The organism is Rhodococcus sp. ARC_M5, from assembly GCF_022810405.1.
Lineage (GTDB): Bacteria > Actinomycetota > Actinomycetes > Mycobacteriales > Mycobacteriaceae > Rhodococcoides > Rhodococcoides navarretei.
Genome location: NZ_JALGQE010000001.1, coordinates 215845 through 242139, shown reverse-complemented (window position 1 = coordinate 242139; position 26295 = coordinate 215845). Strand labels below are relative to the sequence as shown.

At 66.2% G+C, this 26295-nt stretch carries 22 protein-coding genes; 12 read left to right on the top strand and 10 right to left on the bottom strand.

What is annotated here, in order from left to right:
* Nucleotides 1–11: 11 nt before the first annotated feature.
* Both MTX34_RS01150 and MTX34_RS01145 read right to left on the bottom strand, forming a co-directional pair.
* Complete coding sequence (locus MTX34_RS01150; protein ID WP_243608153.1) at nt 12–1613, bottom strand: phospho-sugar mutase; 1602 nt, start codon at nt 1611–1613, stop codon at nt 12–14.
* Nucleotides 1610–2512, bottom strand: a complete 903-nt coding sequence (locus tag MTX34_RS01145; protein ID WP_279392708.1) for a purine-nucleoside phosphorylase — start codon at nt 2510–2512, stop codon at nt 1610–1612. Before MTX34_RS01145 ends, MTX34_RS01150 begins: the two co-directional genes overlap by 4 nt.
* Here MTX34_RS01145 and MTX34_RS01140 point away from each other — a divergent pair.
* From MTX34_RS01140 to MTX34_RS01125, 4 genes are all read left to right on the top strand, one after another.
* Complete coding sequence (locus MTX34_RS01140; RefSeq protein WP_243608151.1) at nt 2511–3215, top strand: enoyl-CoA hydratase-related protein; 705 nt, start codon at nt 2511–2513, stop codon at nt 3213–3215. The genes MTX34_RS01145 and MTX34_RS01140 overlap by 2 nt on opposite strands.
* Nucleotides 3216–3327: 112 nt before the next feature.
* Nucleotides 3328–4491, top strand: coding sequence for a M20 family metallopeptidase (locus MTX34_RS01135; protein ID WP_243608450.1), 1164 nt, complete (start codon nt 3328–3330; stop codon nt 4489–4491).
* Nucleotides 4488–5651: a M20 family metallopeptidase gene (locus MTX34_RS01130; protein WP_243594850.1), complete on the top strand. Its 1164-nt coding sequence runs from the start codon at nt 4488–4490 to the stop codon at nt 5649–5651. The genes MTX34_RS01135 and MTX34_RS01130 overlap by 4 nt, the downstream gene beginning before the upstream one ends.
* Nucleotides 5652–5665: 14 nt before the next feature.
* The gene (locus MTX34_RS01125) at nt 5666–6130 is read left to right on the top strand and encodes a TrmO family methyltransferase (RefSeq protein ID WP_243608150.1); all 465 of its coding nucleotides are present in this window, start codon (nt 5666–5668) and stop codon (nt 6128–6130) included.
* Between the two features lie 13 nt (nt 6131–6143).
* Here the strand turns inward: MTX34_RS01125 and MTX34_RS01120 are convergent, their stop codons facing one another.
* Nucleotides 6144–6608 (bottom strand): gamma-glutamylcyclotransferase, encoded by a 465-nt coding sequence (locus MTX34_RS01120; protein ID WP_037188123.1) that lies wholly within the window; start codon nt 6606–6608, stop codon nt 6144–6146.
* A 181-nt stretch (nt 6609–6789) separates the two neighbouring features.
* Between MTX34_RS01120 and MTX34_RS01115 the strand changes: the two genes are divergently transcribed.
* The 3 genes from MTX34_RS01115 (at nt 6790) to glpD (ending at nt 11403) form a co-directional block, all read left to right on the top strand.
* Nucleotides 6790–8193, top strand: coding sequence for an NAD(P)H-quinone dehydrogenase (locus MTX34_RS01115; protein ID WP_243594852.1), 1404 nt, complete (start codon nt 6790–6792; stop codon nt 8191–8193).
* 139 nt (nt 8194–8332) lie between these two features.
* A complete protein-coding gene (locus tag MTX34_RS01110) occupies nt 8333–9553 on the top strand; it encodes a PLP-dependent aminotransferase family protein (protein ID WP_243608149.1) in 1221 nt (406 codons plus the stop codon).
* 119 nt (nt 9554–9672) lie between these two features.
* Nucleotides 9673–11403: a glycerol-3-phosphate dehydrogenase gene (gene glpD, locus MTX34_RS01105; protein WP_243608148.1), complete on the top strand. Its 1731-nt coding sequence runs from the start codon at nt 9673–9675 to the stop codon at nt 11401–11403.
* A gap of 148 nt (nt 11404–11551) precedes the next feature.
* On the opposite strand, the gene MTX34_RS01100 is transcribed toward glpD, so the two are convergent.
* From MTX34_RS01100 to MTX34_RS01085, 4 genes are all read right to left on the bottom strand, one after another.
* Nucleotides 11552–12808 (bottom strand): RNA polymerase sigma factor, encoded by a 1257-nt coding sequence (locus tag MTX34_RS01100; RefSeq protein ID WP_243608147.1) that lies wholly within the window; start codon nt 12806–12808, stop codon nt 11552–11554.
* Nucleotides 12805–13155 carry a YciI family protein gene (locus tag MTX34_RS01095; protein ID WP_243608146.1) on the bottom strand — a complete coding sequence of 117 codons (351 nt, stop codon included), beginning with the start codon at nt 13153–13155 and terminating at the stop codon, nt 12805–12807. Before MTX34_RS01095 ends, MTX34_RS01100 begins: the two co-directional genes overlap by 4 nt.
* 109 nt (nt 13156–13264) lie before the next feature.
* Complete coding sequence (locus tag MTX34_RS01090) at nt 13265–14038, bottom strand: DNA-formamidopyrimidine glycosylase family protein (protein ID WP_243594857.1); 774 nt, start codon at nt 14036–14038, stop codon at nt 13265–13267.
* 45 nt (nt 14039–14083) lie between these two features.
* Complete coding sequence (locus MTX34_RS01085) at nt 14084–18661, bottom strand: ATP-dependent helicase (RefSeq protein WP_374638795.1); 4578 nt, start codon at nt 18659–18661, stop codon at nt 14084–14086.
* Nucleotides 18662–18757: 96 nt separating this feature from the next.
* On the opposite strand from MTX34_RS01085, the gene MTX34_RS01080 reads away from it, so the two are divergent.
* A complete protein-coding gene (locus MTX34_RS01080; protein WP_243594858.1) occupies nt 18758–19009 on the top strand; it encodes a modification methylase HgiDII in 252 nt (83 codons plus the stop codon).
* Between the two features lie 108 nt (nt 19010–19117).
* Nucleotides 19118–19654: a DUF1992 domain-containing protein gene (locus MTX34_RS01075; protein WP_243594859.1), complete on the top strand. Its 537-nt coding sequence runs from the start codon at nt 19118–19120 to the stop codon at nt 19652–19654.
* On the opposite strand, the gene MTX34_RS01070 is transcribed toward MTX34_RS01075, so the two are convergent.
* Nucleotides 19651–20256, bottom strand: coding sequence for a ribulose 1,5-bisphosphate carboxylase large subunit (locus MTX34_RS01070; protein ID WP_243608145.1), 606 nt, complete (start codon nt 20254–20256; stop codon nt 19651–19653). The two genes, MTX34_RS01075 and MTX34_RS01070, sit on opposite strands and share 4 nt — an antisense overlap.
* Before the next feature lie 54 nt (nt 20257–20310).
* Between MTX34_RS01070 and MTX34_RS01065 the strand changes: the two genes are divergently transcribed.
* The 3 genes from MTX34_RS01065 (at nt 20311) to MTX34_RS01055 (ending at nt 22741) form a co-directional block, all read left to right on the top strand.
* Nucleotides 20311–21495, top strand: a complete 1185-nt coding sequence (locus MTX34_RS01065) for an NAD(P)H-binding protein (RefSeq protein ID WP_243594861.1) — start codon at nt 20311–20313, stop codon at nt 21493–21495.
* Complete coding sequence (locus MTX34_RS01060) at nt 21495–22205, top strand: CPBP family intramembrane glutamic endopeptidase (RefSeq protein WP_094611703.1); 711 nt, start codon at nt 21495–21497, stop codon at nt 22203–22205. The genes MTX34_RS01065 and MTX34_RS01060 overlap by 1 nt, the downstream gene beginning before the upstream one ends.
* 98 nt (nt 22206–22303) lie before the next feature.
* A complete protein-coding gene (locus tag MTX34_RS01055) occupies nt 22304–22741 on the top strand; it encodes an Lrp/AsnC family transcriptional regulator (protein ID WP_032376860.1) in 438 nt (145 codons plus the stop codon).
* Here MTX34_RS01055 and MTX34_RS01050 read toward each other — a convergent pair.
* Together MTX34_RS01050 and MTX34_RS01045 are read right to left on the bottom strand one after the other, a co-directional pair.
* A complete protein-coding gene (locus MTX34_RS01050; protein WP_243608144.1) occupies nt 22713–25427 on the bottom strand; it encodes a molybdopterin cofactor-binding domain-containing protein in 2715 nt (904 codons plus the stop codon). The genes MTX34_RS01055 and MTX34_RS01050 overlap by 29 nt on opposite strands.
* Nucleotides 25424–26236: an FAD binding domain-containing protein gene (locus MTX34_RS01045; protein WP_243608143.1), complete on the bottom strand. Its 813-nt coding sequence runs from the start codon at nt 26234–26236 to the stop codon at nt 25424–25426. The genes MTX34_RS01050 and MTX34_RS01045 overlap by 4 nt, the downstream gene beginning before the upstream one ends.
* Nucleotides 26237–26295 lie beyond the last annotated feature (59 nt).

Sequence of the window (26295 nt, the reverse complement as noted above, 5' to 3'; positions counted from 1 at the left end):
CTCGTCGACGCCTAGAGGTGCTGGGCGAAGTCCGTCAGTTCGGCGAGGATCTCGCCTGCTGCCGTCCGCGCTCTCGGCAGGTCCTCGGGGCCGTCGACCTGCTCGATCACTTCGAGGTAGGCCTTGAGTTTGGGTTCGGTGCCGGACGGCCGCACGATCATCCGCAGCCCCGATCCGCTGATCTCGACTGCGTCGGTGCGTAGTTCGTCGTCGCGCTGGGCGTAGTCCAGCACGGTGACAGCTCGTCCGGCCAGTTCCGACGGCGGGGCGTTGCGCAACCGATGCATCATGGTCCCGATCTCGGCGAGATCCTGCACCCTCCGCGACACCTGCGCACCGAGATGTACGCCGAACTCGACCGCGAGGTCGTCGAGCACGTCGAGCAGGGTGCGACGATCCTGTTTCAATTCGGCAGCCAGATCCGCAAGCACCACCGCGGCCGAGATACCGTCCTTGTCGCGCACCACATTCGGATCGACGCAGTGCCCGATGGCCTCCTCGTAGGCGTAGACGAGGCCCTCGCCCGCACGGACGAGCCACTTGAATCCGGTCAGCGTGCGGGCGTAGCGGGCACCGCGCGCCGGGGCGAGCGCGGAGAGCAGTTGCGACGAGACGATGGTGTTGGCCACCAGTGAACCGGCGGGAGCATCGACGAGGAGATGATTCGCCAGCAGGGCCCCGGTCTCGTCGCCGGTCAGCATGCGCCAGCCGCTGTCCGTCGGCACGCCGACGGCACAACGATCGGCGTCGGGGTCGAGTGCAATCGCGATGTCGGCCTCGATCTCGGCCGCCAGTTCGAGTACCGCGTCGGCAGCGCCCGGCTCTTCCGGGTTGGGGAACGTCACGGTCGGGAATGTGGGATCGGGCTCGAACTGTTCTTCGACCACCCGGATGTCGCGGAACCCCGCGCCACGCAGCGCAGCCATCGCGAGTTCACCGCCGACGCCGTGCAGGGGAGTCAGCGCGATGCGGATGTCCCGAACCGTCGAACGTGGTAGTGCGACAACGGAATCGAGATAGCGCGCAGCGATGTCGGAGCCGCCCGGCTGCACGATCGCCCGCGGAACCTCGATCGCGTCGGGAGTGGCCTCGATGAGTGCTTCTATCTGGGCGTCGCTCGGCGGGATCAATTGCGAGCCGCCGCGGAGATACACCTTGTACCCGTTGTCCGCGGCGGGATTGTGCGACGCGGTGATCTGCACGCCGAGCTCGGCATCGAGTGCCCGCACCGCGAACGCGACGACGGGGGTAGGGAGAGGCCGAGGCAGCATCACCACGGAAAAGCCCTGGGCGGAGAAGGTTTCGGCGGCCGCGAATGCGAACTGTTCGGAGCCGTTCCTGGCGTCGCGACCGACCACGACCGTGGAACCACCCAGACCGTTCTCGATCAACCACGCTGCGATGCCGGCCGAGGTCTTCGTCACCACCGCCACGTTCATCCCGTTCGGTCCCGCGCGCACCGGGCCACGTAGACCTGCGGTACCGAATGTCAGGGGACCGCTGAACCGGTCGGCGAGTTCGGCATCGGGCAGGCCGTCGAGTTCCTCGCGAGCAGCGGGGTCGGGGTCTCCTGCGATCCAAGCCCGTACCCGCTCGGTGAGCTCCTCGGTCACAGGCGGGAGACCAACTCGTGCAGCAACGCTCCCATGCGGGCGGCGGACTCCTTACCGGCGGCGAGAACTTCGGTGTGATCGAGATGTTCACCGGTCATTCCGGCCGCGAGGTTGGTCACCAGTGAGATGCCCAGAACGCGAGCGCCCTTCGCCCGAGCGGCAATCGTCTCGTGCACCGTCGACATGCCCACGAGGTCCGCACCGAGCGTGCGCAGCATTCTGATCTCGGCGGGAGTTTCGTAGTGGGGGCCGGGCAGACCGGCGTAGACGCCGTCCTCGAGCGACGAATCGATCTCGGCCGCGAGCGCGCGAAGTTCCGGGGAGTACGCGTCGACCAGGTCGACGAACTCGGCCCCGACGAGGGGTGAACGAGCCGTGAGGTTGAGATGGTCCGAGATGAGCACGGGCTGTCCGACGCTCATGCCGTCTCGGATACCGCCCGCAGCGTTGGTCAGCACGACGGTCGTGGCACCTGCGGCGATAGCGGTCCGCACCGGATGCACGACGCGTCGCAGGTCGTGGCCCTCGTAGGCATGCGTGCGTCCCTGTAACAAGAGCGTGTGGGTGCCGCCGACGTCCACCGAGGTGATGGTGCCGGAGTGACCCGACGCCGACGGTGGCGCGAAGCCGGGCAGGTCGGCCATGCGCACGGTTGCGGTGGGGGAGCCGAACACGTCGGCTGCTGCCTGCCAGCCGGAGCCGAGGACGATGGCCACGGTATGGGTATCGATCCCGGTTGCTGCGGCGAGTGCGTCGGCGGCGGTGCGCGCGGCACCCTCGGGATCGGTCACGGGGTCGGTCGCATGTGCGTCGGTGATTGCCACGATGAACAACAGTAGGAGATCGACGCCGCGGATGTGCGACCGGCGGAAGTTACCGTTGGGTAGTATCCGCTGCATGCCTTATCTCGAACGCGACGGCGACGTCCACATCCTGTTCCTCGGTGCCGAGAACGGCTCGGACAATCCGGAGAACCGACTCCACCCGGACTGGATCGACTCCGTACATGCGTTGCTCGACGAGGTCGAGGCCTCGACCGGCCCCGCGGCGCTGGTCACCACGTCGGCAGGCAAGTTCTACAGCAACGGGCTCGACACCGATTGGCTGTTCGCCAACCTGGACAAGATCACCTGGTACCTCGACCGAGTCCACACGCTCTACACCCGGTTGCTTGCTTTCCCGATGGCCACCGTCGCCGCTGTGCAGGGCCACGCATTCGGTGCGGGCGCGATGTTCGCCACCTCCCACGACTTCCGCATCCAACGCGTCGATCGCGGTTTCTACTGCTTGCCCGAGGTGAACCTGAACATGCCGTTCACCGTCGGAATGTCGGCACTGATCAACTCCCGGCTTCCCAAACAGACCGCCGTGGAGGCGATGACGACCGGTCGCCGCTACGGCGGTGCCGACGCCGTGTCCGCCGGAATCGTGGAGGCGACGGCATCGGAAGAGTCGCTGGTGTCCGACGCGGTCGCGAAGGCGGCAGCGTTGACGAGCACCCGAGGTGCGAACCTGGCCGGGATCAAGAGTCGTATCCACGTGGATCTGCTCGCCGCGCTGAACACCGCGACCGACGACAGCAACTTCAGCTTCGGGAAGTAGCAGGACCGTCTTCGCCCGCGACTGAAGCACAGCTGTTCCGACAGTCGGCCGCGCTAGTGACACACTGTCTCTCGTGATCGACGAATCGAACAGTGCCGACGTGGGCGAGGTGATGGACCGCGCCCTGGCCGCCGCGACCGACGAAGTGGTCGCGCTCTCGCACTCGATTCACGCGGAACCGGAGCTCGCGTTCGCCGAACATCGCAGCGTCGCCAAGATCCTCGACACGCTCCGAGCCCACGATTTCGAGGTCGAGACGGCCGTCGCAGGTATGGACACCGCGTTCACCGCGTCGGTCGGCAGCGGCGATCTGGTGATCGGGATCTGTGCGGAGTACGACGCCCTGCCCGAGATCGGGCATGCGTGTGGGCACAACATCATCGCGGCCTCGGCCGTGGGTGCTGCGCTCGCGCTCGCTCCGGTCGCCGACGCTCTCGGCATCACCGTGCGTGTGCTCGGTACCCCGGCCGAGGAGACCGGCGGCGGCAAGGTGTTGATGCTCGAGCGTGGGGTGTTCGACGGTGTCGGCGCGGCGTTGATGGTCCATCCCGGCCCCTTCGACATCGTGGGCGCAACCTCGCTGGCGCTGGCGGACATCGCCGTGAAGTTCACCGGCCGGGCCGCGCACGCGTCGGCAGCTCCCGAATGGGGAATCAACGCAGGCGATGCGGTGACCATCAGTCAGGTGGCACTCGGGCTGCTGCGTCAGCACCTCTCGCCGGGTCAGCAGTTGCACGGCATCGTCAGTGACGGGGGTGTGGCACCGAACATCGTGCCCGGCCACGCCGAGTTGCTCTACTACCTGCGCGCGAACACCACCGAATCGCTCCACGCTCTGACGGCCAAGACGTACGCGTGTTTCGAGGCGGGAGCCATCGCCACCGGGTGCACACACGAGATCCGTACGGTGTCGCCCACCTATGCGGCGTTGACGCCGGATTCGTGGCTGGTCGCGGCTTTTCGGCAGGAGATCGAAGCGTTGGGCCGATCGCCCCTGGCTCCGGATTTGGAAGGATTTCGCCCGTTGGGCAGCACAGACATGGGAAACGTGACGAATGTTCTACCCGGTATTCATCCCGTCGTCGGACTCGATGCAGGAGGGGCGGTGACGCATCAGCCGGAGTTCGCCGCCGCGTGTGTCACCGAGTCGGCCGATCGAGCCTTGCTCGACGGCGCTCTCGGTCTCGCCAGAACCGCCGCGCGTGCCGCAGCCGACCCCGGTACTCGCGCCCGCCTGCTCGACGGCGTGATCGCCCGCTCGGCGGCGCAGTCGTGAGTATCCGCGAAGACGCGATCGATCGGTGGATTCACGCGCACACGGCAGATCTGTCGCTGTGGCGTCGGCACATTCACGCCAATCCGGAACTTGCTCGACGCGAATTCGGTACCACCGCGTTCGTGATGGAGCATCTCGAAGCAGCAGGTCTGTCGCCCAAGCCGCTCCCCGGCGGAACCGGCTTGATCTGCGACATCGGACCCGACGGTCCCCGGGTGGCGTTGCGGGCGGACATGGACGCCCTGCCGCTGCAGGAGAACACCGGCGCGGAGTACTCGTCGACCGTGCCGGGGGTGTCGCACGCCTGTGGGCACGACGCACACACCACGGTGCTGCTCGCGACCGGGCTGGCGCTGGCGTCGCTGCCGGACCTGCAGCACGGGGTACGCCTGATCTTTCAGCCCGCCGAGGAGGTCATGCCGGGCGGTGCCCTCGACGCGGTGGCCGCGGGAGCGCTCGACGGCGTCACCAAGATCTTTGCGCTGCACTGTGATCCGCGGCTCGAAGTGGGGCAGGTCGGCGTGCGCCTGGGCGCGATCACCTCTGCTGCCGACACCGTCGAGCTGCGCCTGGATTCACCCGGCGGACACACGTCTCGGCCGCACCTGACCACCGATCTCATCTATGCATTGGGCACCGTCATCACCGGCCTACCCGGAATGTTGAGCAGGCGTGTCGACCCGCGGACCAGCACGGTCATGGTGTGGGGAGCGGTGGTCGCGGGCCAGGCCCCCAACGCCATTCCGCAGACCGGCATGCTGACCGGCACCGTCCGCACCGGCGACCACGAGACCTGGGCATTGCTCGAACCGCTGGTCCGCGAGATCGTCACCGGATTGCTCGCACCGACAGGTGTCCGCTTCGAGCTGCACTACCGTCGCGGCGTGCCTCCGGTGGTCAACGATCCGGCGTCCACGCACACGTTCGAGAAGGCGATCGGCAGGGTCGGACCCGACGCGCTGGCCGATACCGCCCAGTCCGGCGGCGGCGAGGATTTCTCGTGGTACCTCGAACGAGTGCCGGGCGCGATGGCTCGACTCGGTGTGTGGCCGGGCACCGGCCCGCAACTCGACATCCACCAACCCACCTTCGATCTCGACGAACGAGCACTGGCGGTGGGCGTGAAGGTGATGACCGGCATCGCGCTGGATCCGAACTAGAGGCAGGGGACGAGATGGCCTTCGACGTGTCGCCGATCGGGATGGTTCGATCCGATCGGGACGAGGTGGTGGACGACAACTGGGGAGCGGTCGAGTCCGTCATCGACCTCGACGAGAGTGTGCTCGACGTCGACGCGACCCTCGGTCTCGCCGAGTTCTCCCACCTCGAGGTGGTCTACGGCTTCCACCTGTGTGATCCGGCCGCGACGACCACCGGCTCGCGCCACCCTCGTGGCGACACGACGCTTCCTCGGGTGGGCGTCCTCGCTCAACGGGTCAAGGACCGGCCCAATCATCTCGGGGTGTCGCGGTGCCAGATCGTCGACGTGGACGGATTGCGCATCCGAGTCCGAGGTCTCGACGCGATCGACGGCTCACCGGTGTTCGACGTCAAGCCGTTCCTGCAGTCCATGGTCCCGGCGCGTGAGGACGTGGCCGAGCCGACGTGGGTGGCGTCGGTCATGAAGAACTACTTCTGAGCGGTACCGCCGGCTACGAGGCGGTACCGGGACCGACGTTGCGGCTGTTGCGGGTTCGTAGGTCTCGCACGTATTCGGCTGGGGCACCGGCGATTTCGGCTGCCTCTGCCATGACGCCGAGGTAACGCGCGGACGGCAGGCCACCCTCGTAGGCGTCGAGCACGTACATCCACGCGAGCACCGGCTCCCGGCCGGTCTCGATGCGCAGCCGGATCTTGCGATGAATGCCGAGTTCGGAGCCCTCCCAGCGATCCAGGCTCTCCTCGTCCTCCTCGGATACGTCGTAGAGCACGACGAAGACCTGTGAGTCGGGATCCTCCACGACCGTGGCCAGCGCGCCTTCCCAGCCGATGTCGCCGCCGCCGAAGGTCAACCGCCATCCGTGCAGCCACCCGGTTCCCGACAGGGGCGAGTGTGGGCATCGCTGCAACATCTGCTCCGGATGCATGTTCGATCCGTAGGCGGCATAAATTGGCACGTCGGCCAGCCTAAACCGTATCGGTGCCCACTGACGCCTCGTGGTCGTGTTTCGGTGCGTCGCCCCAGGTCCGACCTCCTGTCGGGCGAACGAAGCCAGCCCTACCGACGCGCGGGGGCAGCCTCTGGAATACCGTTGACGCGACACAGCGAGAGATTTCGAGCATGCGAGAAGAGGATCAATGACCCGGATTGTGATCATCGGTGGTGGTCCGGCAGGGTACGAAGCAGCGTTGGTTGCCGCACAGCACGGCGGAGAGGTGACGCTCGTCGATTCCGACGGTATCGGCGGTGCCTGCGTTCTCTGGGACTGCGTGCCGTCGAAGACGTTCATCGCGTCGACCGGCATTCGCACCGAGATGCGTCGAGCCAGTGACCTCGGCATCTCCCTCGATCCGTCGCAGGCCGCCGTGGCGCTGCCGAAGATTCACGACCGAGTGAAGAGCCTCGCGCAGGCGCAGTCCTCCGACATCGCCCAGCGCGTCAGGTCCGTCGGCGTGCAGCTGCTGGCCGGGCGCGCCGAGATGATCGACTCCCACGTGGGGATGGCCTCGCACCAGATCAAGGCGGTGCTCGCCGATGGTGAAGAGCGCATCCTCGACGCCGATGTCGTCCTCATCGCGACCGGGGCCCGGCCCCGCGTGGTCAAGGGAGCCGAGCCCGACGGCGAGCGCATCCTCAACTGGCGTCAGCTCTACGACCTCGAGGCCCTCCCCGAGCACCTGGTTGTCGTCGGATCCGGTGTGACCGGTGCCGAGTTCGTCTCCGCCTACACCGAGATGGGCGTCAAGGTCACCGCGGTCTCGAGCCGCGACCGCGTCCTTCCGCACGAGGACGAGGATGCCGCGCTGGTGCTCGAGGACGCGTTCAACGAACGTGGCGTCACCCTCGTCAAGCATGCCCGCGCCGACTCCGTGGTCCGCACCGAAAACGGTGTTCTCGTCACGCTCTCGGACGGCCGCACCGTCGAGGGCAGTCACGCGCTGATGACCGTCGGGTCGGTGCCCAACACCTCCGGTCTGGGACTCGAGAACGTCGGCATCGAACTCGACAAGGGCGGATACCTGCGGGTGGATCGCGTCTCGCGTACTGCCGTCGCGGGCATCTATGCAGCCGGTGACTGCACCGGTCTGCTGCCGCTGGCCTCGGTCGCGGCGATGCAGGGACGTATTGCGATGTATCACGCACTGGGCCAGGCCGTCAGCCCGATCAAGCTCAAGACCGTGGCCTCGGCGGTGTTCACTCGGCCCGAGATCGCGTCGGTCGGCGTCGCGCAGTCCAAGATCGACGCCGGTGATGTACCCGCGCGCGTGGTGATGCTGCCACTGACCACAAATCCGCGAGCGAAGATGAGTGGACTCAAGCGTGGTTTCGTGAAGATCTTCTGCCGCCCGGCCACCGGCGTCGTCATCGGTGGCGTTGTGGTCGCCCCGAGTGCGTCGGAGCTGATCCTGCCCATCGCGATGGCCGTGCAGAACAACCTCTCGGTGAACGACCTGGCGAACACGTTCTCGGTGTACCCGTCGCTGTCCGGTTCGGTCATCGAGGCCGCGCGTCAGCTGATGGCGCACGACGATCTGGACTGATCTCACAATGCGAGAACTGCGTTTCATATTTCGGTAGCACGTGAGACAGTCGAAGGAGCGGACACACCCGTCCGCTCCTTCTTCGACTCAGCGGATCCGCGGGCCGTACTCCCATTCCTGCTGCCCCGGAGTCTCTCTCATGTCCTCCACGTATCTTCCCGCCGGCTTGGCCGGACGCACCGCATCGCTCACCAGCTCGGCCATTCGTGACCTCCTCGCTCTCACCGCACGCGACGATGTCATCAGCCTGGCCGGAGGTCTACCGGCCACCGACCTGATACCGATCGACCGCATCGCCGCAGCCGCTGAGGCCGTGGTTCGCCGCCCCGACGCGGTGCAGTACTGCGAGACATCCGGCCATCGCACGCTGCGGAGCGTCATTGCGGCCAGGGAAGCGCACGCTCGCGGGGGAGTCCCCGTTCCGGTCGAGTCCGTCATCGTGACGCACGGTTCGCAACAGGCGCTGACGTTGCTCGCGCAGGCCCTGATCGACCCGGGCGCTCCCGTCGTGGTCGACGAGCCCGCGTACACCGGTGCGCTGCAGGTCTTCTCGATCGCCGAAGCGCGCATCGAGTCCATTCCCATCACCGATACCGGAATGGACACCGAGGAACTCGAACGCAGGCTGGCGGCGGGGCTGCGGCCCGCGCTGGTGCACACCGTCGCGAACTTCCACAATCCGCGCGGAGTCACGATGAGCGAGCAGCGTCGACGCCACCTCGCGGCGCTGGCGGATCGCTACGGATTCTGGGTGATCGAGGACGACCCCTACGGTGAGATCTGTTTCGACACAACTGAATCCGGTATCGAGGCCCCACCGCTGCCGATCGCGTGTCACAGCGACCGCGTCATCCGACTGTCGAGTGCGTCGAAGATCCTGGCACCGACGCTCCGGGTCGGCTGGTTCGTCGCCCCGCCCGGCGTCTGTGCGGCAGTGGAACTGCTCAAGCAAGGCGCGGATCTGTGTGGATCCTCGATGACACAGTTGATGGCAGCGGAGATGCTCGCCGACACCACCTGGCTCGATGCGCACCTGACCGTTCTGCGGCGTGAGTACGGCAGTCGCGCAACGGCATTGACGTCCGCTCTGGCCGCCGAGTTCGGATCTCGGCTCACCGTCTCTCGCCCCGAAGGCGGGATGTTCGCGTGGGCCTCCTTTCGGGACGGGACGGACAGCAGCGAGTTGCTCGATTCGGCGCTCGACCACGGAGTGGCCTTCGTGCCCGGCAGTGCGTTCGCTTCGGCCGCGCGGTACCGTCACTCGCTCCGGCTGAGCTTCGCCGGATCGACACCGTCCGTGCTGGAGGAAGCAGTGCGTCGACTGGGCACCGCGCACTCGGCCTCGGCCCGAGTGCTCTGACCGGGATGCTCTGACCCGCGCGATCCGGGCCCGGCAGGTTCTGCGCCCGAAGGACCTGGGGCGGTAGCCTGACATGCACGCATTGCGCGAGGATTTTCGAAGGAGAGGGAGCGTTCGAGATGAGCAACCGATCGAATACGAAGTTCCTCGGACCCGAGCAGCGGGTGGAGGCGTGGGGCCAGCTCGGAACCGAGCAGTTCGACGTGGTGGTGATCGGCGGTGGCGTCGTCGGCTCCGGTGCGGCTCTCGACGCGGCGACGCGCGGACTCAAGGTGGCGCTGGTCGAGGCCCGCGACTACGCGTCGGGAACGTCGTCTCGCTCGTCCAAGATGTTCCACGGCGGGCTTCGCTACCTCGAGCAGCTCGAGTTCGGGCTCGTGCGCGAGGCGCTGCACGAACGCGAACTCTCCCTGTCCACGCTCGCGCCGCACTTGGTCAAGCCGCTGAAATTCCTCTTCCCGTTGACGCATCGGTTGTGGGAGCGGCCCTACATCGCCGCGGGCATCTTCCTGTACGACCGCATGGGCGGGGCCAAATCGGTGCCGCAACAGAAGCACCTGACGCGATCCGGCGCGCTGCGCATGTCGCCCGGAATCAAGCGTAAGTCGTTGATCGGCGGAATTCGGTACTACGACACCGTCGTCGACGACGCCCGGCACACCATGACCGTTGCCAGAACGGCCGCCCACTACGGCGCTGTGGTGCGTACGTCGACACAGGTGGTCGGTTTCCTGCGGGAGGCCGATCGGGTATCGGGTGTGCGAGTACGTGATTCGGAGACCGGTGCCACGACCGACGTGCGCGCACACGTGGTGATCAACGCCACCGGGGTCTGGACCGACGAGATCCAGTCGCTGTCGAACATGCGCGGACGGTTTCGGGTACGTGCCTCGAAGGGCGTGCACATCGTGGTGCCGCGGGATCGGATCGTCAGCGAAGCCGCGATCATTCTGCGCACCGAGAAATCCGTACTCTTCATCATCCCGTGGGGTGCGCACTGGATCATCGGCACCACCGACACCGACTGGAATCTCGATCTCGCGCATCCGGCCGCGACCAAGGCCGACATCGACTACATCCTGGGCGAGGTCAACGGCGTCCTCGTCACGCCGCTCACCCACGAGGACATCGACGGTGTCTACGCGGGTCTGCGCCCGCTGCTGGCCGGCGAGAGCGACGAGACCTCGAAGCTCTCGCGCGAGCACGCGGTCGCTCGTGTTGCGCCGGGACTCATCGCCATCGCCGGCGGCAAGTACACGACCTATCGGGTGATGGCCGAGGATGCCGTCGATCTGGCGGCGGAGGACATCCCGGTGCGGGTGGCGTCCTCGATCACCGAGAAGGTGCCCCTCGTCGGTGCCGACGGCTACTTCGCGCTGGTCAATCAGGCACCGCACCTGGGTGAGATGTACAACCTGCATCCGCATCGGGTAACGCATCTGCTCGATCGATACGGTTCGTTGATCGACGAGGTGCTGGCCATGGCCGACGGTAAACCCGAACTGCTGCAACCACTCACCGACGCGCCGGCATACCTCCAGGTGGAGGTGGTGTACGCCGCAGCGGCGGAGGGCGCGCTGCATCTCGAGGACGTGCTGTCGCGTCGTACCCGGATCTCCATCGAGTACTCGCATCGCGGGATGAACTGCGCGGGTCAGGTGGCGGCGTTGATCGCGCCGGTCCTGGGGTGGGACGAGGCCATGGTCGATCGCGAAGTCGAGACCTACCGAGCCCGGGTGGAGGCCGAAATCGAATCGCAGCGTCAGCCCGACGACGCATCGGCGGACGCCCTGCGTGTCGTCGCGCCGGAGGCCCGACAGGAAATCCTCGAGCCGGTTCGAACGATCTAACGCAGTCTGACCAGCGTCCGGGGTGCGCGAGCCGCCGTTGCGCCGGAGACGGCCATGACCAGCAGGGTGAGTATCGCCAATGTCAACATGCGGTCCATGGTGATCGGCGAAGCTGTGAGCAGGCTTGGTCTTCGCTGACAACGAGCCGTCAGATTTGTTCGCCGCGGTGCTGATCAGGGCGCGAAGGCGAGTCGAGTTGCGCTCGAAGGAACGCCCTTTCTGCCGGCGATGGGTCGAGAGTCAGAGCGGTTCTTCGCGCAGCTCTGGCCTCCTCCGCCCGGCCGAGTCGATCGAGCATCACAGCTCGACAGGCATGCCAGAGATGAAGCCCGGTCAGAGACTCGATGGCGTCGAGTGCATCGAGCCCGGCGGCAGGACCCTGGCTTTCACCGATGGCAACACCTCGGTTGAGTGCCACGATCGGTGTGTTCTCCACAACCGCAAGCGCGTCGTACAGCACGACTATCCGAGGCCAATCGGTGTCGGCGTACGTCGCTGCGCCGGAGTGACATGCTGCGATGGCTGCCTGGATGGTGTACCGGCTGGGTTGGGTGTCGTTGCGCCGCAGCGCACTGTCCATCCACTGCATGCCCTCCTCGATCGCCTCCCTGTTCCAGCGAGAGCGGTCCTGATCTTCGAGCCTGACCAGGCCACCCTCCCCGTCGGTCCTCGTGGCTCGGCGCGAGTCCGTGAACAACATCAGCGCCAACAGCCCCTGAAGTGACGGCTCGTCCGGCATGAGGTCGATCATCAGGCGGGCCAGCCGAATTGCTTCGTCGCACAGCTGAGGTCGCACCAGAGTCTCGCCGCCGAGATGCCCGGCGGTGAAGAGCAGATACACCGTGGTGGCCACCGCCTCGAGTCGTTGCGGCAACTCCGCCGAATCCGGTACTCGGTACGGAATGTTGGCGGTGGCGATCTTCTTCTTCGCGCGCGTGAGCCGTTTGGCCATGGTGGCCTCCGGCACGAGCATCAGGCGGGCGATGTCGGCAGTGGCGAGCCCACAGAGGGTGCGCAGGGTCAGCGCCACCTGCGCCTCGACGGAGAGCGTCGGGTGGCAGCAGGTGAAGACCAACCGCAGCAGGTCGTCGCCGACCGAGTTCTGATCGCTCTCACTCCAATCCTGTTTCAGCAGCGCTAGATTCGCTGCCTCCCGTTCCTTGGCGCTGCGCCCGGCCTCTCGTCTGACGATGTCGAGCGCCTTGTTGCGAGCCACGGTCGTGAGCCAGGCGCGTGGGTTGTCGGGGACACCCGACCGAGGCCAGTGGGCGAGTGCTGCCACCACGGCTTCGGAGACTGCGTCTTCGGCGACGGAAAGGCTGCCGGTGATCCGCACGAGGGTCGCCAGAACTCGGCGACCCTCGTCACGGACCACGGCCGCCAGGTGCTCGGCCGGTGTGCTCACCGAGCCATCGGGATGATCGGCCGCACTTCGATTGCTCCGTTCCACGCCGCGGGGATCTGTGCTGCCAATGCAATTGCCGCGTCAAGGTTCTGTGCCTCGAGAAGGAAGAACCCCGCGAGTACCTCTTTTGCTTCGGCGAACGGACCGTCCGTCGTCAGGACGTCGCCGCCCTTCCCACCCGACACACGCACCGTGGTGGCGGTCGACGTGGGGTGAAGTACCGCGCCGCCGATGATCGCGGGTCCGGCCGCGGCACTGAATGCACCGTATTCGGCCATCTCTTCCGCCACGTCGGGTGAGGTCCAGTCGGCATCATGGGTGTAGACGATGGCTGCGTATGCGGTCATGGTGAGCTCCTGAGAATCGTCGTGGTCGGCGCCGTTCGCCGACCTACACACGAAGGACGAACGGGGTTCGTCGAAAAGGACACCATGGACCGGACGTTCTCGCCACACCTCAGTTCTGACAGTGCGGGCAGTGATAGATCTGCCGTTCCTCGAGCGGGTTGTCACCGATCAGACCGAATTCGATGGTGTTTCCACAGCGTCGACACGGCTTGTTCTCGCGCCCGTACACCCAGAAGTGTCGGCCCGGGCGCCGATCCCCGGTAGTGACGCGCTGGTTTCGATCCTTGTTGGCCATGATCAATCGATAGGACAGGTCGATCGTCTTCTTCAGGTCGCCGGCGTCGCCGACCGGTGTGCGAGGGTCGATTCCGCGCAGAAAACAGATCTCGTTGCGATAGACATTGCCGAGCCCGGCGATGTTGCGTTGATCGAGCAGTGCGAGCCCTATCGGCCGGGCCGGATCCGATGCCAGCCTGGACAGAGCGACGTCGGGGTCCCAGTCCGTACCGAGCAGGTCCGGTCCGAGGTATCCGACGGCCTCCTCCTCGTCCTCGATGATGTCGAGCACTCCGAGCTCGAACCCGATGGCCTGCGCGTTCGCGGTGTTCAAGATGATGCGCGCCTGGAATGCCGGGCGACGCCACCGAGCGCCGGGTGCGTAGACGTGCCAGGTGCCCTCCATCTTCAGATGCGAATGGATGGAGTAGCCGCCCACTCGAATCAGCAGATGCTTCCCGCGTGAGGCAACGGAGTCGACGGTCTCGCCGGTGAAGTCGACTGTGGCGTAACGGGGTACGCGAATGTCGCAGGTGGTGAGCTGCTGGCCCTCCAGCGCGGCGCGCAGGGTGTTGGCTGCGCGCCAGACGGTATCGCCCTCGGGCATCGGAGTTGGTGTCCTCTCTGCTGTTCTTCGTCGGTCACGGATGATTCAGCGGCGTAAGCGAAGCCCTCGTGGTGTTGCCGAGAAACCTGCTTCGGTCAGGGTCCTGGAGAAATCCGTGCCGTGGATGTCGTGACCGTTTATCCGCTCGACGAGCAACTTGTCGACACCGCCGCGTCGAACGGTGGCCGCCAATGCGGTTGCCGCAGCGCCGACGTCCTCGGCATTTTCACCGAACGTCAGCACCGACTTTCCGCCGCGTTCGACGAACATCGTCAATTCGCCTCGGACGAGTACGACCAGTGCGCCGGCTTTGCGACCCGGGCGATGCTTCGTCGTCTCGTCCGGCTTCTCTCCGACACCGACCTCGCCGCTGCCGGCCTTCGGCCAGGGCAGTGCTCCGCCGTAGGGGTTGGCCGGATCGCACGACGCGAGCACCACAGCGCTGGAATTCTTCTTCGGTTCGTCGTAGCTGCGTAGCCGGTCGACCACGTCGGACGTGGAGAACTGCGCACCGCCGAGTGAATCGACGAAATAGCCGCGACGGCAGCGGCCGGAATCCTCGAATCCGGTGAGCACCTTGTACATCGTGGCGAACCCGCCCGGCACACCCTCGTTCATCACCGAACCGCGGGTCACCACGCCGTAGCGTTCGAGCAGTACGTCGGCGGTCGCATGGGCGCGGACGGTGAGGTCGGGTTCGAGTTCGGGTAATCGTGACCATCGTCCACCCGCAGTCGGCGGACCGGTGCGGGTCGGAAGAGCAGGGCGCTCGAACTGCCGGTACGAGCGCAACCGCGGCGTACGACGAGGTGCTCTATGACTCGGGGCCGAGCGGGTGGTCGTGGAGTTCAACAGGGCGCGCAGCGGAGCGAACGTGTCGTTGCTCAGACGGCCCGCCCACACCAACTCCCACAGTGCAGCCTGCAGGGCGGTGTCGTCGGTACTGCCGACGGTGTCGGAGAGCTGCCGGAAGAAGTACGCGCCGCCGCCCGCGACGGCGTCCTGTATGCGAATCTGCAACTCCGACAGGTCGGATTCGGCTGCAGGCACGAGGGTGAGCGGGGCGGTGTCGGCCATGTGCAGGCTCACCCAGCCGTCCTTGGACGAGATCGCGCCGTGTCCCGACCACAACACCTCACCGGTGGAGGTGAGTTCGTCGAGCATCGCCGGGCTGTAGTCGGTCACCCGCGAGGAGAGGACGAGAGATTCCCAGGCCGACGCCGGAACAGGCACGCCCGCAAGCTGTTCGATCACGGTCGCGACGCCGTCGATTCCGCTGAGGCGTCGGCTGTCCACGTGCTGCCACGCCGGCAGGAAGCGGCCGAGGGTGGCGGTGGAGACGGGTTCGACTTCCTGCCGAGCAGCAGCGAGTGAGCGACGGCGTAGACGCCGGAGGACCTCGGCGTCGCACCATTCGCTACCCGTTGCGCCGGGACGGAATTCGCCTTCGACGACTCGTTTGTCGACGGCCAGTCTGCGCAGGACGTCCCGTACCACGGCGGTACCGACGCCGAATCGCGCCGCGGCGTCGTCGAGGGTGAACGGCCCGTGCGTTCGGGCGTACCGGCTGATCAGGTCGACCAGCGGGTCGTCGACGGGTTCGATGAAGGCGGCCGGGGTGCCGATCGGGAGCGGGACGCCCAACGCGTCGCGTAGCCGAGCGGCGTCCTCGATCGCCGTCCACCAGTTCTGGCCGGCGAACGAGACCTCCATTGCCCTTTTGGCATCGGCGAGTTCGGTGAGCCACTGCGGGTATTCGTCGCCGTCGGTTCGGAGGCCGACTTCGTCGACGGTCAGCGGACCGAGCAGTCGCAGGAGGTCTGCGACACCTTCGATGTCCTTGGCGTGGCGGTCCTCGGGGAGGCGCTGTAGTTCGAGTTCGGTGGTGGTGATGACACTGTCGTCGAGCAGTTCTCGCAGTTCGACGCGTCCGAGTAGCTCGGCGAGAAGCGCGGAGTCGAGCGACAGTGCGGCGGCCCGGCGTTCGGCCAGGGGGCTGTCGCCCTCGTACATGAATGCGCCGACGTAGTTGAACAGCAGCGAATTGGCGAACGGTGACGGCGATGGTGTCTCGACGTCGACGATCCTGATTTGGCGCCGACCGATTCTGGCCAGGATGTCTTCGAGGGCGGGGAGGTCGTAGACGTCCTGGAGGCATTCGCGGACGGTCTCGAGCAGGATCGGGAACGTCGGGTACTTGCGTGCCACGTCGAGCAGCTGAGCCGAACGCTGGCGCTGCTGCCACAGCGGCGCTCGTTTACCCGGGTTGCGGCGGGGGAGTAGCAGTGCCCGCGCGGCACATTCGCGGAATCGCGATGCGAACAAGGCCGACCCGCCGACCTGCTCGGTGACGATGTCTGCGATCTCGTCGCGCTCGAACACGAACAGTTCCGCGCCGGGCGGCTGATCGTCGGTATCGGGGAGCCGGACGATGATGCCGTCGTCGGATGCGGTGGGGGCGGCGTCGATGCCGTATCTCTCGATCAGCCTCGCGCCGACCGCTAGCGCCCACGGCGCATGCACCTGCTGGCCGTAGGTGGAATGCAGCACGAGCCGCCAGTCGCCCAGTTCGTCGCGGAACCGCTCGACGATCATCGTCTTGTCGGTGGGGAGCTGGCCGGTGGCCTCAAGTTGCTCGTCGAGCAGGGCGATGAGGTTGTTCACGGCGTTGGCGTCGAGACCGTCGGAGCTCAGCCGCTCGGCCAAGTTGCTGCGATCGGTGGTGCTTCGCAGGAACTCGCCCAGAGCTTGACCCAGTTCGGCCGGCCGGCCCAGTCCGTCGCCGTGCCAGAAGGGGAGCCGTCCGGGTTGGCCGTACGCCGGGCTGACGAGCACCCGATCGTGGGTGATCTCCTCGATTCGCCAACTGGTGGCACCGAGAGCGAACACGTCGCCCACTCGCGATTCGTAGACCATCTCCTCGTCGAGTTCGCCCACCCTGGACTGCTTTTCGCCCACCATGTACACGGTGAACAGGCCGCGGTCGGGGATGGTGCCACCGGAGGTGACGGCCAGCCGTTGCGAGCCGGGACGGCCGGTGAGAGTGTTCGCGTCGCGATCCCACACCAGCCGCGGCCGCAGTTCCGCGAACTCGTCCGAGGGGTAGCGACCCGAGAGCAGGTCGAGGGTCGACTCGTACGCCGAACGAGGCAGAGTGGCGAAACTGCCGGTGCGACGAACTGATTCGAACCAGTCCTCGGCGTCGATGGGTTCGAGTGCGCACGCCGCGACGGTCTGCTGGGCGAGGACGTCGAGGGGATTGGCCGGGACGAAGAGGGCCTCGATCTTGCCCGACGTCATGCGTTCGACGGTCACGGCGCAGTGGATCAGGTCGGTGCGGTGCTTGGGGAACAGCACGCCCTTGGAAATCTCGCCGACCTGATGGCCCGCGCGTCCGACGCGTTGCAACCCACTCGCCACCGATGGTGGTGCTTCGACCTGGACGACCAGATCGACTGCGCCCATGTCGATTCCGAGTTCGAGGCTGCTGGTGGCGACGACGCAGCGCAGCCTGCCGGTCTTGAGATCGTCTTCGATCAGCGCACGCTGATCCTTGCTGACACTGCCGTGATGGGCTCGGGCCAGCAGGGGATCGGCACCGTGGTTGACGTCGGATGCGGTACCGACCTGGGACGGCGGCTTGTGTTCGGTCGCCACCTCGCCGCCGATCCGCTCGGCGTAGACCTCGTTGAGCCGCGCGGTCAGTCGTTCGGCAAGACGACGAGAATTGGCGAACACGATGCACGACTTGTGCTCGAGGATGAGATCGACCATCTTCTCCTCGACGTGCGGCCAGATCGATCCCTGAGCCGGGGGAGCGGCGGAGGTGTCGGCATTCGGGTCGCTCACGCCCAGTTCGGTCATGTCCTCCACGGGCACCTGAACCGTCAGGTCGAAGGTCTTCGGAGCGGGCGGGGCGACGATCTCGATGGGGGCTGCGCCGGCCAGGAAGCGGCCCACTTCTTCGTGGGGGCGCACCGTCGCCGACAAGCCGATGCGCTGGGCAGGCTTGTCCAGCATCGCGTCGAGCCGCTCGAGGGACACCGCGAGGTGCGCGCCACGTTTGGTGCCTGCAACGGCGTGTACCTCGTCGACGATCACGGTGTCGACCTCGGCGAGGATGTCGCGGGCAGCCGAGGTGAGCATGAGGAACAGTGATTCCGGAGTGGTGATCAGGATGTCCGGGGGAGTCTTGATCATGTTCCGGCGGTCGGCAGCGCTGGTGTCGCCGGATCGCACTCCGACCGAGATCTCGGGTGGGTTCAGCCCGAGGCGCTTGGCGGTCTGGGTGATGCCGACGAGAGGAGCTCGCAGGTTGCGCTCGACGTCCACTGCCAGAGCCTTGAGCGGCGAGATGTAGAGGACCTTGGTCTTGCGGGTGCTGTCCGCGCCCAGTTGCGCCAGCTCGTCCAAGGCCCACAGGAAGGCCGAGAGCGTCTTACCCGAACCCGTCGGAGCGACCACGAGGGTATGTGAACCGCTCGAGATCGACGACCACGCGCCCAATTGCGCGGACGTAGGAGCTGGAAAGGCTCCGGTGAACCACTCACGGGTGGGCCGCGACAGCTTCTTCATCACCGACAGCTCGTTCGCGGCGTCGGTGCCCGTACTGTGCCTGGCCATCCCATCATCATGCCCCCGGGCACCGACAGATAATCCTCACGCAGTTCCCCGGCCGCGGAACGGTGTCGATTCGAGCGATTCGGGTACACCGATTCCATGACCGACGACCAAGAGACCATGCAGAAGATTTCCGCGAAGCTCGACGCTCTGCTCGGCAGCAAGACCAATGGCCTGCAGAACGAGGTGCCTCCGGGCGCGAGCATCCAATCCGACGAGGACGATGCCGAGCATGGGCCACTCGGTCGCGACTACCACCTGGCGAGCAAGTACGCGCAGGCGCTCGCCATCAACGAGCCACAGGTCATCGACCGTGAAGAATTCGATCGATTGGTCGCCGAGTACGGCTGACCAGCACCGCTGTACGACGACAGCCCCGGCCCGCGCACTGGGTCGGGGCTTCGTCGTGTTTGCGGCAGACGTGGCGCAGAGCCTGGCACCGGATCTACAGTCGATGGGGTGACCGAACGCAAGAAGCCAGGAGTCACGTTCGAGTCCTGGGTGGACAAGCAGATTCGTGAGGCGCAGGACAACGGTGCGTTCGAGGGCCTCGAGGGCACCGGCAAGCCGATCCCGGTCGGCGATCCCGGAGACGAGCTGTGGTGGGTCCGCGGTTACTTGAAACGTGAGAACCTGCCTGCCGATGCGTTGCTGCCCACCGCACTGCAGCTACGCAAGGAGATCGAGCGGCTGCCGTCGACACTGATCGGTATCAGGCGCGAGGATTCGGCGCGAGAGGTGTTGGACGAGTTGAACGCTCGCATCGTCGACTGGATCCGGTTCCCGACGCCGCCGATCGTGCCGCTGGGCCCGGTCGATGTCGAGACGTGGATGGAGAGCTGGCGGATCAACCGCGCCGATGTCGACCGACTGGAGCGTGAGCATCGCTCGCAGTCGGCCGCGACACCCACGACTGCGACGGGTTCGGATGCGCCGTCCTGGTGGACACGACTGCGCGCGAAGATCGTCCGGAAGCGCCGAGGTCGAGTGCGTTAGTTCTCCGAGTCGCGTTCTTCGTCGGCGAGCTTGTCCTCGCCGCGATTGCGGAAGAACTTGAACCCTGGAATGCCGATGACCGCGCGTCGAACGTCCTTGGTGACTCCGAGGAGCTCGTGAATCTCGGGGGACACCGTGTCGAGCGTGGCGAGAATGGGAAGCAGCGCTTCCATGTGATCGAGGAGCCCGGGCAGTTGATCGACCATGGCGATCGCGGCGTCGACTTCCTCTTCGGAGAGGTTGTCGACGAACTTTCGTGCCATGGGTTCGGATTTCTTGGCGATGGGATCGAACAACTCGATCAGCTCCAGCGCGGTGTGCGAGGCGACCGACGCCGACGCGACCACCTCGTCCGCGGCCCCGGTTGTCCGCTGCACGCGGGCGACCACGGCGTCGGCGGAGTCGATCACGTGATCGATGCGTGTCATCAACATCTCAATACGCGTCAACAGTGCTTCGATTCGGCCGGGCAGGGTAAGCGCGAAAGCGGTCGTGGTGAGCATCCAGCCCGCACCGGCCCGAGCGACCGCGACTCCTCGTCGGAGCACCGTTTCGGTACCGAGGGGATCGGGGAGAACCACACCTGCCAAGACCAGAGCCATAGGAGCGACAATGCCACACCGACACAACGCCTCGAGTGCCGTTAGCCTCGAAGCATGAGAGCTCTCGTCACCGGTGCCAGCGGGTACATCGGGTCGCGGTTGGTGGCAGCTCTGTTGGCCGACGAGGCCGAGGTCGTGGTCGGCTCCCGGACACCGGACAACCTGCGGACCTTCGACTTCTTCGACTCCGTCACCGCAGTATCGCTCGACGTCACCGACGAGCAGTCCTGCGCTACCGCGTTGGCTGAATCCGGTGACATCGATGTGGCCTATTACCTCGTGCACGCCATCGGCGAGTCCGATTATCGCGCGCAGGATCGGCGATCCGCCGAGCAGTTCGCGGCGGCTGCCGCACGGGCGGGAGTACGCCGAATCGTGTACCTCGGCGGTTTCGTACCCGACGACGACCACCTGTCGGAGCATCTCGCGAGCCGGGCAGACGTCGGCGAGGCTCTGACGGTGGACGGCGTCGAGCTGGTCTGGCTCAGAGCGGCCATCGTCCTGGGTGCAGGTTCGACGTCGTACGAGATGTTGCGCTACCTGGCGGACCGCCTGCCGGTGCTGCCTCTGCCGAGCTGGCTCGCCGAGCCCGTGCAGCCCATCGCCGTCGACGACGTGCTGCACTACCTGCTCGCGTCCGCCGACGCCGACTCGGTTCCCGCGGGTTCCTACGACATCGGTGGGCCGGATGTGGTGCCGTATCGAGATCTGGTGTTCGCGTACGTCGAAGCTGCCGGTCTCCAGCGCATCGGTGTTCCGGTGCCGCTGGTGCCGACCTCGCTCGCAGGCAAGGTCATCGGAAAGATCATTCCGGTTCCCGCCGGACTCGCCGAGGATCTCGTCGGTTCGCTGCACAACACGATGACGACGTCGGAAAGTCGGATTCGTGAGCTCGTACCCGACCCCCGCCGAGGTCTCACCACGATTGCCGACGCCATGGCCCGTAGTGTGCTGGGAACGGTCGGTGACCCTCCCGGTGTGTGTGCGCTGAAGGATCCACTCCGGCTCGCGAGCACCGACGCAGCGTGGAGCGGCGGTGACGCTCTGGGGATCAGACGTCGCGGCGTCGCGGCGTCCTCCGACCGCACCTGGGGGTTGATCGAAGCACTCGGTGGGCGTCGACTGCTGTACTCGAAGCCCGTTGCGGCAGCGGTGCGTACCAATCTCGACGTGGTGGCCGACGTGAATCGACGTGCGAGGTCGGTCGTGCGCCGACTGACCGATACCGAGGAGGCGTGATGGGAACGTGGTCCACGACCGCACTCAACGTGATGAAGTCCGCTCTGGTCGATCCGGTCGAGCGCGATCACCGACAGTCCGACGCAGCGTTTCGTAAGCGCCGAATCGTCGTGCTGATCACCCTGGTGATCGGTGCCACGGTGCTCTACTTCTCGCTCAAGGTCGAGCCGGGCGACCCGGTGTTCTACGCACTGACTCTGCTGTTGGCCGGGGTGTGGACGGTGGGCGGGTTTCTCTCCGGTCCGCTGCATCTCGGACGCATCCAGGTCGGGGGATCGATCAGGCGGCCGATCGTCACGCCCATCCTGATCGGTCTCGCCGTCGGCGGGGTGTTCATGCTCGGCGGTCTCGTGGTGCGGCAGATTCCGCCGCTCGCCGATTTCACCGAGAACGTGCTCGCGCACGCCCGGGTGGGTTCGTTGGTGCTCATCGTGTTCATCGCCCTGCTCAACGGCGTGGCCGAGGAGATCTTCTTCCGCGGAGCGCTGTACTCGGCCATCGGCGTCAAGCATCCGGTGATCATCTCGACGGTCGTCTACGCCATCGCCACCCTCGCGTCGGGCAACCCGATGCTCGGCTTCGCCGCGGTACTTCTCGGCTACGTGATGGGCCTGCAGCGGCGCGCGTCCGGTGGAATTCTGGCACCGATCCTCACGCACGTCAGTTGGTCGGCGGTCATGGTCCTCGCCCTACCGCCGCTTTTCGTGTGACCTCCGGTGTTCGAGCAGAAAGAGGCGCAAGCACCGATTCGACCAGCAGAAACGGACGCCTGCGCTGATTCGTCGCCGATCTGGGCTACATTGCGCAGGTGAGTGAAAATCTCGATCGCGTCGATCGCTTGATCATCGACGAGCTTGTCTCCGACGGCCGCGCTACTTTGGCGACGTTGGCGGAGAAGGCTTCCCTGTCCGTCTCGGCCGTTCAATCCAGAGTTCGACGGCTGGAATCCCGACGCGTCATTCGTGGGTACACGGCGCAGGTCGATCCGGAAGCCCTCGGTCGTCCGCTGTCGGCGTTCGTGGCCATCACTCCGATCGATCCGGCCCAACCGGACGATGCCCCCGCCAGGTTGAAGCATCTGTCGGCCATCGAGTCGTGCCACTCGGTTGCCGGTGAGGAAAGCTACGTCCTGTTGGTCCGAGTCGAGTCCCCGCGCGCGCTGGAACGTTTGCTGCAGGAGATCCGGGCCACCGCCAATGTGCAGACGCGCAGCACGATCATTCTGCAGACGTTCTACGACCGCTGACCGCCCGCCACACGCGGTCCGAGGACATCGGTAGGTCGTACAGTCGGGTACCGACAGCGTCACGGATCGCGTTGGCCAAGGCCGGTGCCACGGGATTGTACGGAGACTCGCTCATCGATTTCGCGCCGAACGGGCCGAGACGGTCGTAGGTGTCGGCGAACAGAACTTCCGTGGGAGGAATGTCCGCGAACTGCGGAACGTGGTAGCTGCGAATCGAGTCCGTGGTGACCAGACCCGCACCGTCGGTGCGGATCTCCTCGTACAGTGCGCTACCGATCGCCTGTGCGACGCCGCCCTCGACCTGCCCACGGCACTGCTGTGGATTCATCACGGTTCCGGCGTCGGCGCTCTGCACCGACTGCAGTATTTTCACGGTGCCGGTCTCCTCGTGCACCGCTACCCGGAACGCGTGCACGTTGAACGCCAGCGAACGCGGCAGTCCGCCGCTGTTGCCCGCGGTGACGAGGGTGCCTCCCGCCATCGCCAGAACGTCGTCGAGGGTGACGAAGCGATCTCCGCAGCGGACTCCCTCCGGTCCGAGGGTGCAGTCCGAATTCCGGTGTCCGGTCGCGGTGGCGGCCAGATCCAGGATCCGAGCCGACATCGCGCGAACCGCCGCATACAGGGCCTTGCCTGCCACCACGGTGCCCGCCGAACCGAAAGCGCCCGTGTCGTACGTGACCGAGTCCGTGTCGGATTGATCGACTCCGATGCGGTCGACGGACGTGCCCAGTTCGCTGGCCGCGATCTGAGTGTGGACGGTGGTGGTTCCGTTGCCGAATTCCGCAGTCCCGACGCGTATCTCGTACCGACCCTCGGACAGCAGTGCCACCGAGGTCTCGGCCCGGTGACCACGCGGCGGAATGGTCGCGATCATGGCCACCGCCATTCCTTCGCCGACCTTCCAGCCCGCCGGGGCGTGCTCGCCGTTGCCCCGTCGCAGAGCGGCTTCGGCGAGGTCGATGCACTGATCGAGGCCGTAGCTGCCGAACTGCAGGTCGTCTTCTTCGTGATGGGCGGCGACGATGTCGTCGCCGGGGACGATGACGTTGCGTCTGCGGAACTCGAACGGGTCGACGTCGATCTCCCGCGCCAGATCGTCCATCGCCGATTCGATCGCGAACATCACCTGTCCCAGCCCGTAGCCGCGGAAAGCTCCGGACGGAATGTTGTTGGTGTACACGGTTTTCGCGTCGACCCGCTTGTTGGCACACCGGTAGATCGCCACCGACTCGCCGCAGCCGTGGAACATCACGCCTGCACTGTGGTTGCCGTAGGCACCGGCGTCGGTGAGAACGTCGATCGACAGGGCGGTCAACGTGCCGTCGGCGCTCGCGGCTGCCGTGACGTCGACCCGGAACGGATGACGACACGGTGCGACGGTGAACTCGTCCGTGCGGGTGAACTCGAACTGAATCGGTCGACCGGTGCGTAGTACTGCCAGCGTCACGACATCTTCGGTGAGCAACTCCTGCTTGCCGCCGAACCCGCCGCCGACGCGCGCGGTGAACACGCGGACGCGATCGCGTGCCAAACCGAAGATCTCGCAGATCTCGTCGCGCACCAGAAACGGAACCTGAGTGCTGGTGCGCAGATTCAACTTTCCGGTCTCGTCCAACCAGCCGATGGTGCCGTGGGTTTCCAGGTGTACGTGCTGTATCCGCTGAGTGGTCCAGCGGCCGGTGACGACCGCCGCCGCGTCGCGAACTGCAGCCTCGACGTCTCCGGTACTGCCGTGCAGTTCGGCCACCAGATTGCGAGACGGATCCGCGATGCGAGCCGACGCGTCCTTGTCCCCGTGGATCCTCGGCGCATCGGGTGCGAGCGAGGACTCCGGATCGAACACTGCGGGCAGCACGTCGTACTCGACGACAAGAGCGCGGCATCCCTCCTCGGCTGCTGCGACCGATTCTGCGACCACGATGGCCACCCGCTGGCCGATGAAGCGCACGACGGTATCGAGAACATGGGTGTCGTCCGGATCGTCGACGCGGCGGTCGTGGCGGGCCGTCGAGAAGGCCGTCGCCGGGCTGTCTTTCGCAGTCAGGATCAGGTGCACCCCCGGTACCTGCTCCGCCGCGGTGGTATCGATGGAGACTATCCGGGCATGCGCGTGTGGACTTCCAAGAACACTGGCGTGCAGCAACCCGGGAGGGGTGTGGTCGAGTGTGTAGGGCTCGGTTCCGGTGACGATGCGGGTGCTGGCGGGTGCCGCGACGGATCGTCCACACGCCGGACCGTCGACGGACTTCTCGGTGTTGACCACCCCGCAGACGGCGTCGGACACGGCGCGATACCCGGTGCAGCGACACAGGTTTCCCTTCAGCCGTTCGGGAAGCTCGTCCAGATCGTCCTCGGTCAGTGTCGAGGCGGTGACGACCATTCCCGCAGTGCAGAATCCGCACTGGAACCCGGCGGCGTCGACGAATCGCCTCTGCATCGGATGGAGGTCGTCCGGTGTGCCGAGCCCCGCGACGGTGGTGACGGACCGGTTGGCGGCACGGAACGCGGGAAAGATGCACGAGTGCACCGGTTCGCCGTCGACGAGCACCGAGCATGCGCCGCAGTCGCCCGCGTCGCATCCTTTCTTCACCTCGAAGTGGTCGTGTTCACGGAGCATGGTGCGCAGGCACTGACCGGGCCGCGGAGTGACATCGGTCGGTACACCGTTGATGTCCACGATCATGACAACTCCTCGCGAATCTGCTGCGCTGCAGTGCAACTGATGTGACGGCGCCAGTCCGGAGCCCCGTGGGGGTCGTCGTACCAGTGCTGGGGACCGATGGTGGCGGCGAGCGCGTCGTCGAGTTCGCCCGCCGTCGGCAGGCTCGGAAAGCGCAGAACGAACGGACGGACGGTCGACGCGCTGACGGTGAGAACGAATTCGCCGCCCTCGTCGACCCGCCCGATCACCACGGCGGCCGATCGGCCCAGCGGCGACAGTGCGAGCTTGCGCATCGCCGTTCTCGACTGGAGTGCGTGCAGCGGAATCTCGATGCTGCGCAGCACGTCTCCCGGTCGAAGGGCGTTGGTGTGCGGGCCCGTGACCAGGTCTGCGATCGCGATGCGGTAGTCGTGATCGGGCCCATCACCCGACCACACTTGCCCGACCCCGTCGAGAGCTGCAGTCAGCGAGATCATCGCACCGGCAGGCAGGGCCAGCGCGATGTTGCCGCCGACCGTGGCGGTCTTCCAGATCTTGAACGAGGCCAACAACGCTGCTGCGCAGCGGGGAAACAATGCGGTGGCCGGCCACGGTGAGGTGTAGCGCGCCAAAGTTTCGATGGTGCACGTCGCGGCGATCTCGAGTCCGGTCTCGGTGACGGTCAACGGCTCCCAGCCCAAGGCGGTGACATCGACGAGAGTTGCCAGGTGGTCCTGTTTCTCCGAGAACAGCCAGGTACCTCCCGCGAGCACAGCGGTGTCCGGGCGTCCGGGCGGAAGGTCCGCGCGGGAGCCGGGAACGAGAATGTCGTCGACAGTACCGAGATCCATGGCCCTCGTTCACCTCGTCCTCGCCGGATGATCCACCACGCCGGCAGATCCACCACCCG